At 70.3% G+C, this 9,024-nt stretch carries 5 protein-coding genes; 2 read left to right on the top strand and 3 right to left on the bottom strand.

From position 1 onward, the window contains the following. The first annotated feature begins 177 nt into the window (after positions 1 to 177). Complete coding sequence (locus ACWD26_RS43830; RefSeq protein WP_451279334.1) at positions 178 to 2,406, top strand: ATP-binding protein; 2,229 nt, start codon at positions 178 to 180, stop codon at positions 2,404 to 2,406. Here the strand turns inward: ACWD26_RS43830 and ACWD26_RS43825 are convergent. Further along, entirely contained in the window at positions 2,321 to 3,424 is a 1,104-nt protein-coding gene (locus ACWD26_RS43825) for a HesA/MoeB/ThiF family protein (protein WP_451279332.1), read from the bottom strand. The genes ACWD26_RS43830 and ACWD26_RS43825 overlap by 86 nt on opposite strands. 339 nt (positions 3,425 to 3,763) lie before the next feature. Between ACWD26_RS43825 and ACWD26_RS43820 the strand changes: the two genes are divergently transcribed. Continuing rightward, entirely contained in the window at positions 3,764 to 4,558 is a 795-nt protein-coding gene (locus ACWD26_RS43820) for a hypothetical protein (protein WP_451279330.1), read from the top strand. Between the two features lie 21 nt (positions 4,559 to 4,579). Here ACWD26_RS43820 and ACWD26_RS43815 read toward each other — a convergent pair whose 3' ends face one another. Both ACWD26_RS43815 and ACWD26_RS43810 read right to left on the bottom strand, forming a co-directional pair. Continuing rightward, positions 4,580 to 6,598, bottom strand: a complete 2,019-nt coding sequence (locus tag ACWD26_RS43815) for a hypothetical protein (protein WP_451279328.1) — start codon at positions 6,596 to 6,598, stop codon at positions 4,580 to 4,582. 3 nt (positions 6,599 to 6,601) lie between these two features. Beyond that, complete coding sequence (locus ACWD26_RS43810; protein ID WP_451279326.1) at positions 6,602 to 8,575, bottom strand: CHAT domain-containing protein; 1,974 nt, start codon at positions 8,573 to 8,575, stop codon at positions 6,602 to 6,604. Positions 8,576 to 9,024: the final 449 nt, after the last annotated feature.

The raw sequence follows: 9,024 nt of genomic DNA, 5'->3' as shown, positions 1-9,024 counted from the left end.
CAAGACGATGAAGGACACCGGCGCCGACATGAGCGTCAAGTACAAGGAGACGGCGCGGGGCGGGCTGGCGGTCAACATCATCGAGTGCTGAGGGCACCCGCCCGAACCACGCGTCCGGGGTCATATACGGACTTCGCGGGGTTTCGGGGCGACAGTCCGCCGAGGATACTCACACGTGTGGCGGACCAACCGAGCACCCGCAACGAGATCATGGCGACGATCACCGGGGATGTGGTGCAGGCCGGGACCATCCACACGGTCGTCCTGCGGGGACAGGCTGAGGAGGCCGCGCCCGTACCGAGGCAACTGCCGGGGGCGCCCCGGGATTTCGTCGGACGAGGCGACCACGTGGCGGCTCTGGACTCGCTGCTCGCCACCGCGTCGGAGAACTCGGCGACGATCTGTGTGGTGGAGGGGACGGCGGGCGCGGGAAAGACGACACTCGCGGTGTGGTGGGCCCACCGCGCCCAACGCCACTTCCCCGACGGCACGTTGTTCGTGAACCTGCGTGGCTTCGACCGCGAGGAGCCCTTGGCCCCTTCGCTGGTGCTCACAGCGTTTCTGCAGGCCTTGGGGGTCGTCCGAGAGCGCATCCCGCTCGGGCTCGACGCCCAGTCGGGCATGCTGCGGTCGCTCCTGGCCGGGCGGCGGGTCCTGATGGTGCTGGACAACGCCGGGAACGCGGAGCAGGTCCGGCCGTTACTACCTGGTTCCACGGGGTGTTTCGTGCTCGTGACCAGTCGGCGGAGCCTGACCGGACTCGCCGTCACCGACGTGGCCCGGTCGGTGCCGCTGGATCTGCTCACCCCTCACGAAGCCGAGCGTCTGATACGCAACGTGGTCGGCTGCGATCGGGTCGAGAGGGAGCCGGAGGCCGTGGCGCGGCTCATCGACCGGTGCGCTCGGCTTCCCCTGGCGCTCCGGGTGGCGGCCAGTCGGCTGGCCGCCCGCCGCCTGAGCATCACCGAGCTCGTCGACGAGATGGGGGAGGACCTTGCTCAGCTGCGGGCTCTGAGCAGCCCGCCTGATGATCGCAGCGCCGTGTCCACCGTGTTCGACTGGTCCTACACGCGGTTGCCCGCGAACCCGGCCAGGACATTCCGTCGACTCGGGCTACACCCGAACCCCGAGTTCAGCCTGCACGCCGCGGCCGCGTTCGCCGACCTCGATGTGACCGAGGCCCACCGGCAGGTAGAGGAGTTGGTCGACGCCCATCTCGTCGAACCCGTCGGCCACCGCCGTTACCGCCTCCACGACCTGCTGCACGCGTACGCGGCCCGAAGGGCCGATACGGACGAGTCACCGGACAGCCACGTCGAAGCGTTGCGCGGCGGGCTCGCCTGGTACGCGCGCACGGCACTCGCCGCCGACCGTCTGGTGTTCCCCGGCCACCCGTCCCTGACCGTCGACGTGGGCCCCTCGGGCGGTGGGACCCCGGTGCTCGATCGGTCCCAGGCGTGGGCATGGCTCGACACGGAGCGCATGACGCTTCTCGCCGCCATGAAGGTGGCCCACAGCCGGGACCTGTACGAGATCGTCGTCGCGCTGGCGGGTTCGATGCGTTATCTGGCGTTCCAGCCGCGCGCGTTGTGGCCGATCCGCCTCGAAGCGGAGTCCATGGGTCTGCGCGCCGCCCGCGCCGGAGGCGACCCGGAGGCCGAGATGGCCCTCCTGCGCAGGCGGGCGGACACCCACCAGATGCTGGGGCGTTGGGAGGAGTCTGACGCCGACCTGGAGGAACACGCGGCGAGGGCCGCCGAAAGCGGCGACCGGTTCCTGCTCGGGACGGCGCTGTGCGGACTGGGGCGCAGCCGAAAGCTGCAGAACCGGCTCGACGAGGCATGGGACCACTACCTCCGGGCGTTGCCACTGGTGCGGGGCGACCGGCGGGCGGAGGCCGTCGTCGCGTGCAATCTGAGTCAGATCGGCGTCGGTCTGGGCCGCTACCGGGAAGCTCTGGAACACGCCCGGCGTGAATTGGAGCTGCGTCTGGGCGACGGCGATGTGGTGGGCGAGGGCTACGCGTTGCACGACATGGCGGTGGCGCATCAAGCCCTGGGCGAGGACCGGTCCGCCGTGGAGTTCGCGGAGCGCGCCATCGCACTGTTCAGGGGCGCGGTGGCGTCCGAGCGCTATCTGGCCCATGCCCTGGAGACCGCGGCGCTCTCGCATGCCCGGACGGCATCGCGAGGCCGTGCCTCACGATGCCGTCAAGAGGCGGCGGCGATCCTCGCCCGGCTCGGCGACCCCCGGGCGGACGCCCTCCGTGAAGCGGCGGACACCGACACTGCGACGTACCCGAGTGCGGGGGAGGCACCTGTCACCGTTCCCGCCCGCATGACGGGCACAGCGGACTCGGCTCAGCCGCCTCGGGGACAGGAACACTCTCCATCGTCATCAGATTGAGCCCGAACCGGCGGTTGGCCGGGAGGGCGGGCACTCCGGTGATCAGGCTGATCACCGCGTGCGCCGCGAGGGTTCCGGCGCAGCCGGCACTCACCGCGTTGGCCGCCTGCGGAACAACCACGTCGATGCCGGGCGACCACTCGGTCCGCTCGGGCAGGGCGGCGAGCCGGGCTCGCTGTTCCGCCGGCCCGCAGTCGGCGCAGGGACCTTCGCCGGGTCGATGGAGCCCGACGGTGACGAGCGGCCCGTGGTAACCGGCGTACACCCAGGAACTGCCCGTCTCCAGGCAGGCCCGGTTCGTCCACGAGCGGATCTCCCCTGGCGTGTCCGCGGCGAGCAGGACCACGTCGAAGTCCGCCGCGAGCGCGCGAGCGGCGGACGGGCCGTCGATGTCGACCTCCGCACCGGTGATGTCGGCCGTGGAGTTGTACGAGCGCAACCGGCTCACGGCAGCAGCGACCTTCGGCTGTCCCACGTCCGCTTCGGTGTAAAGGATCTGGCGGTTGAGGTTGGACAGTTCCACCGCGTCACGATCGACACAGTGGAGGCGTCCGACGCCGGAGAGGACAAGGGCGAGGGCTGCCGTACAGCCGACTCCCCCCAGTCCGATCACCACGACACCGGCCTGCCGCAGCGACATCTGAGCGTCCCAACCGGTGCGAAGCGGAGACCGGTCCATCCACCGGAACTGCGCCTCGCTCCGGCTGTACCGCTCCTCGGTGACCTCGTCGAGACCGCTCACGGGTTCATCGGCGTCCTCGACATGACCGGCGAGAACGAGTTCGTCGATGGCGGCGCGCACCAAGTGGGCGGGCCTGTAGGGAAAGGACCTCGTCATGGCCTCCGCGACGGAGTCGACGGTCCGCGAGCCGTCCAACAATTCGAGCAGCGCCCACACCCAGCCATCGCGGTCGACGAGGTCGCCGCGGACACCGGGCACGATGCCGCCGATCCGCACGTGTTCCTCGCCGTAACGGACCGGGCGGTGCGAGAACTTGATCCTCGGCCGACGCATCATGCTCCCTATGCCTCGAGCGAGTCGTGGCAGAACTCCGTCTCGCCATGGGGCTCGAAGAACTCGAGAATCACGAACGCGGGTCGCGACGCGGGGAGATCCCACCGCGCGAGATACGCTGACCGAGGCCGGGGCGCGTCGGGGTCCGAGAGGTTCCCACGCGGGTGGGAGCTCATCAAGTGCGGGGTCGGGAGCACGTGTTCTTCTCCAAAGCCACTCGGGCCCACGCATCCACATCGCAGGCGGCAACCAGGGAGACCTTCTCGGTGTTACCCGGTGTTTCCGTCTTTCCGCGTGTTTCGGTCCCTTTCTGGAAAGTCGTGGCTCAGCGGGGAAGGTGACATGACGGGAGTGGATCTGCGTGACGCACGTGCGGCCCACGAGATTGCCGAGAAACTCGTGGAACAGGCTCGCGCGGCCCTCAGGGAAGCGGGGATCCGGGCCCGGATGGCGCTCGACGAGTCACGTCGTGAGTCGGGCCTGACGCTCAAGAGGCTCGCGCAGCAGATGGGGCTGCTGGAACCGGCGTTGAGCAAGCTGTACCCGAAGAAGGAAACCACCGTGTGGAAGCCGCAGGGGATCGACGCTTACCTGGCCATCGACGACCACACCGGATCGGAGTTCCAACTCGCTCTCCGTCGTAGGGCTCTCGATACGGCCGAGAGGGAGTTGAAGGACGCCACCGACGCTCTCGCCCTTGCAGAAGCGCGGGCGGACAGGGAAGGGCCGGCAGCCCCGGTCGCGGCACAGCGCGTTCCGGTGAACGGTGCCGACGTGGTCGTCGACGACGTCCTCGTCGATCGGTTGTACGACCGAGTCGTCCTCGACGTACGGGTGCGCAATGCCGGGGACCAGGTCGCCAACATCACGCGCGCGGTGCTGCGCATCATCAAGCGGAGGCGGTTTCTGGCGGCGTACGCGCCCAGCGCTCGATACGACCTCTTGATCGACGGCGACCACAACGAGTGCGCTGTGGCCCACCGTCTCGCCCCGGACGAAGTGGATGGTTTTCTGCTCACCCTGGGCTTCGCGGAGCAGGAGATCGGCACCTCGTTCACCGCGGAGCTGAGCCTGCTCTTCAATCGTGACCGCACAGCGACGTCGCAGCACATCGAGTTCGACTCCTGCTTCGAGTGAGACGGGATGCTCCGGGGCCGCTCAGCCGTCGTCCCGGCCGAACACCGCGAGCCCGAGGCCGTCGACGACCGACTCACGTCCGTTCCGGTGGATCGCCCCTCGTACGGCAAGGGACAGACTGTCGGTGGGAGTGCGCAGCGCCTCCGACAGGATGCCGGCGGTGGTCTCGCTGGGCAGCGGCCACAGACCGGCGACCACGGTGCTGACACCGGCCAGCATGAGCACGGTCGGAACAGCCAAGGGGAACGCCGTCGGGGCGGGCCCGCCCGACCGGCAGGCGGCGATCACGGCACGGCGCGGCAAAGGGGCGTGCACGAGGTCCCTCATCCCTATGGGGCCGCCAGGCAGATGCAGGCGGTACTCGAGCCCCTGCCCACCGCCATCGGCGAGGATCAACAGCACATCACCGGGCTCCGGACGCGAGGGAAGGCTGTCGAGTGCGCTGTGCCGCACGACGGGCCCCCGCAGCTCCGCCAACAGTTGCTCGGCGCCCGGAAGCCGGGTGTCCACGAGGGTGTGCACGGTCGTCCACCCCTTCCGCGGTCGTGGCAGCGCGCCGGCGACGGACATCGACGGTGCCACGACGCCAGGCGCGGCGGTCCAGGAGTGGCCGTGGACTTCAGCGGTCGCCCAGGGGACTGCCGCCAGCCGCCCCATCGGAACGATGATCAGCTCCCGGGAGTCGGGGCGCGCGACGGAATCCGCGACGTGCTCGGCGACGATGCCGGTGACCAGCCGGTCGAGCCGCTCGGGGGAGACCTTGGACAGGTCGGCTAGCGATCCCGCGCAGAACGCCCGCAGTGTGTGCTGGTCCTGTGCGTCCAGGCGGGCTCGGCGCAGGGAGAAGCCGGCCGGGGTCCGCAAGTACACGGAGGTGACGTCGACGACGACGCCGTGGCGGTCGTGGCGGGGGTGGAGGAGGAGAAGGTCGCTCCCGTCGAGAGCAGCCAGGAGCCCTGCGAGATCCGGCCAGGTGGGCCGCCGCGCGGCCCGTCGCGACAGCGCCGCCTGCAGAACCGACGGTGCCGTGCCGTCCGTGGCCCATTGGATGTCACCAGGTACGAGTCCCGCGTCGACGAACGCCTCGAAGAGTTCGCACATCAGGATGACCTCGTCCGAGGAGGCGTCGATGAGGAGGAGGTCGATCGCCACCTCGAGTCCGGCCGTCGCGGCGCGCGGTACCTGACCCAGGCCGCGGCGGGAACGCCAGTGCCGCAGGGCGGTCATCAGCCCCTTCCGCGCAGCCGGCAGGTCGAGTTCGGGCGCCGCGTACGCCTCCATGGCCAGGCGCAGACCCGTGAGCATGTCGTCTTCGTACCCCTGCTGGACGATCTCGGCGAGATCGCCCAGCACACGTCGGGCTGCCTGCCGGCGGTCTCGCAGAGGAACGCCGGGGGTGCCGGGCGCATCGCTGGAAGCCGTCCGGACGGGTGTCGTGGACTCGACCCACCGTCGAGCCGGGCTGTCGACCGGTAGCGGCGCCGCAGCCGTGCGGGCCCGGTCCTGGGCGTCGGGGTCGGAAGTCGCCAGTGCCACCAGCATCCAGGCGTTGGCCGTCTCTTCGTCGGTGAGTTCCCCGGTCGCGATCGCGCGACGGGCCGACCAGGCAGCCAAGTCGTGCTGCTCGACGCGACGCAGGGCGGTCGAGGCGGCGAGGAAGTCCGTCCCGGTGTTGTCCGCGTGGCCCGCCTGTGCCGTCAGAGCGATGACCAGGGCCCCCAGCAACACCTTGTGCTCCGGCTGGTCCGTCGCGCAGAGGGCTCTGGCGCTGATCCGGACAGCCAGGACAAGTTCGCGTTCCGTGAGTCGTTCGGGAGTGAACGCCGTAGTGATGCCGCCCGCCGCCGCGGCTCTGGTCGTCCCGTCGACGTGCGGCTGGTGCAGTTCGGTGAGGAACGCGACCGCGAGATCGCGATCCCCGACGCGGGACCGGCCGAGGCACGCCCTGCCGAGGACGTTGGTGATCGCCAGGACGAGATCGTGCTCGAGGTCGTCGGTGTCCGATGGGTGGGCGGCGCTGGCCTCGTCGGAATCCCCCATGGGTCACACGATCCCGTGCACGGCGAGTCCCCACCGGTCCAGGTAGCCGTCCGGCACGCGCTCGCGCGCCTGGGCCAGCACCGGCATCAGCCGTCCACCGGCCGCGACGCCCGAGATCACCTCGGCGATGATCGTCGCCGTCGACTCATGGGGCAGCGGCCACAATCCTCCGACGACGGTGGACATGCCCTGCAGCAGCATCGCGGCGGACAGGTTGATCGGAAACGAGACCGGTGGCGCCGCGAGTGATCTGCATGCCGCCACCAGCCCGGCTCTGGCCCGAACGGTCGCGGCGAGGTGCAGGACCGACAGGGGCTTCGCGGGGGAACCGGTGCTGAACGTCAGCCCGGAACCGGACCCATGGGCGTGAATGAGCAGCAGGTCGCTCTCCTCGCCCGCCTCCAGGGCGGTGTGGTCACGGACGGTGAAGCCGTGGACGGCACGTGCTTCCTCCAACGCCGTGAGCACGAGGTCGGCATGGGGCAGATCCTCGTCCACGAGTGCCGTGATACTGCGCACGGTGCCGTCGAAGAGGGGGAGCCGGGCATAGACGGACATCGACGGCGCCATGCTGACCGAAGTCGAGCGGAACAGGGTCGACGCCTGCCAGGGGATCGACCACAGTTCGGCATCGGGCACGATGAGCAGAGAGGGGAGCTCCTGCGCGGCCAAGCGGTCGCGCAGCGCGGCCGGAAGCAGCGATCGGATCAGTGCTTCGACGTCGTCGACAGGCATGGACGACACGTCCCCAGGGTTCCCCCGGCCGAATGCGCCGAGGACCGATGTGTCCGCGGCGTTCAGCAGCGTCGACTTGATCGCGACCGAGTCGGGTGGCTCCAGATACATGCTCAGCACGGAGCCGTGCCGTGCGGAGAACATCCGCTGCCTGCGGAGGATGAGGGCGGGCCGGTGCCGGAGGCCGTCGACGCAGGCTTGTAAGTCGGGCCAGGCGGGGCTGCGTGTCACCGCTTCCGCGAGCCTGGCCTGGGTCGCGGCGGGCAGGTCGTCGGCCTCGTCGGGCAACGAGATATCCGTCAGGCCCGCGTCGGCGAGAGCCTCCAGCAACTCAGCCAGCACATCCACCGATTCGGGCGTCGCACCGACGTGCAGGAGGTCCGTCACCATGTCGATGCCGGCTTTCACGGCGGGCGGCACCTGGCCGTAGCGCTGACGTCGTCGCAGCAGGGCGACGACGTCGACCAGGGCCTTCCTCGCGTCCCGCACGTCGATCTCCGGCTGCGACAGCGCGGCCATGACCATGTGCATGGCCGTGGCCAGGGGGTCACCGGTCTGGCGGGCGGTCTCGGCGAACTCCCCCGCCAGGGACATCGCGGCGGCCCGTCTGTCGCCGGCCCGGACGGCGTCGCCCGCCGGGGAAGAGTCGTCCGGGGCAGTGGGACACAGATGCGGGCGGACGGATTCGGCCCACCGTGCACGTGGGTCGTCCGGCGGCAGCGAATCCGCCAGTTCGTAGGCTCGGCGAATGTCGGACCGGTCCTGGGTGATCAGCGCCAGGACCAGACGGGCCGCCGTCTCCTGCGACGGGGTCAGGTCGGTCTTGGCGGACAACGCCCGCCGTGCGGCCCAGAGTCCGAGCCGGTCCTGGTCGATCTTCTGGGCGGACATCGCGACGGCCACGTAGTCCGTCGCGGTCCGGTCACTCAGCCCCACCTTCGCCAACAGGGCCAACGACACGGAGACCAGGAGTCGTTCGGTGTCCCCGAGGGGGGTGGGGAGCAACCGGTAGGCGGCGTCGAGGGCGTTTCTCACGACCTCGGCACGCACGTCCTCGGCGGGTCCAAAGGCGGCGCACACACCTCCGTGGGCCGCGACCAGCAACTCCGGGGCGAACTCCTGGGCTGCGACCGAGGCCAGAAGATGCCGGGCGGTCCTGTCGTCCTCTCGGCGTCCACGATCCAGGCACCGACGGCAAAGAAGTTCAGCCAAGGCGGCCATGGGCACATCGTCCGTGGTCACACGCCCATGGTCCCACAACGACCCACCGAGTCCGGCTGCGCCGAGTCGCCGCTCCCGCTCGCGCGGCGGTCCAGCAGACGTCCAGGCTCCGGTTGCCGGCTTCGGGGAGGGCCTGGGGCGTCCCGGTGCGGATCGAGGAACGACGAGCGGCCCGGGGCCCCGTCATCCGCAGCGGGTCGTCCTGGTCGCTCCAGTCGACGGCGACCGTCCCCAGTCCGTTGTCGTCGTCGGCCATGAGAGTGGGTGCCGCGCCACGGGGTGCGGACGGCGGCCCGGTCCTCTGCCCACGGGGACGCGGGTATGACCGGAGCCGCCGCATACTCCCGCGGCCTTGGCCCCGCGATGGTGATCTCCTCCGCCAGCGGGATCGACACGGACATCCGATTCCCCCCAGTTAGGCGGCTGGCGTGAGCGGGGCGAATCACGGGCGCGCCGGGCGCGCCCGTGAT

The organism is Streptomyces sp. NPDC002787 (genome assembly GCF_053592095.1).
This window is presented reverse-complemented; position numbering and strand designations above follow the sequence as displayed.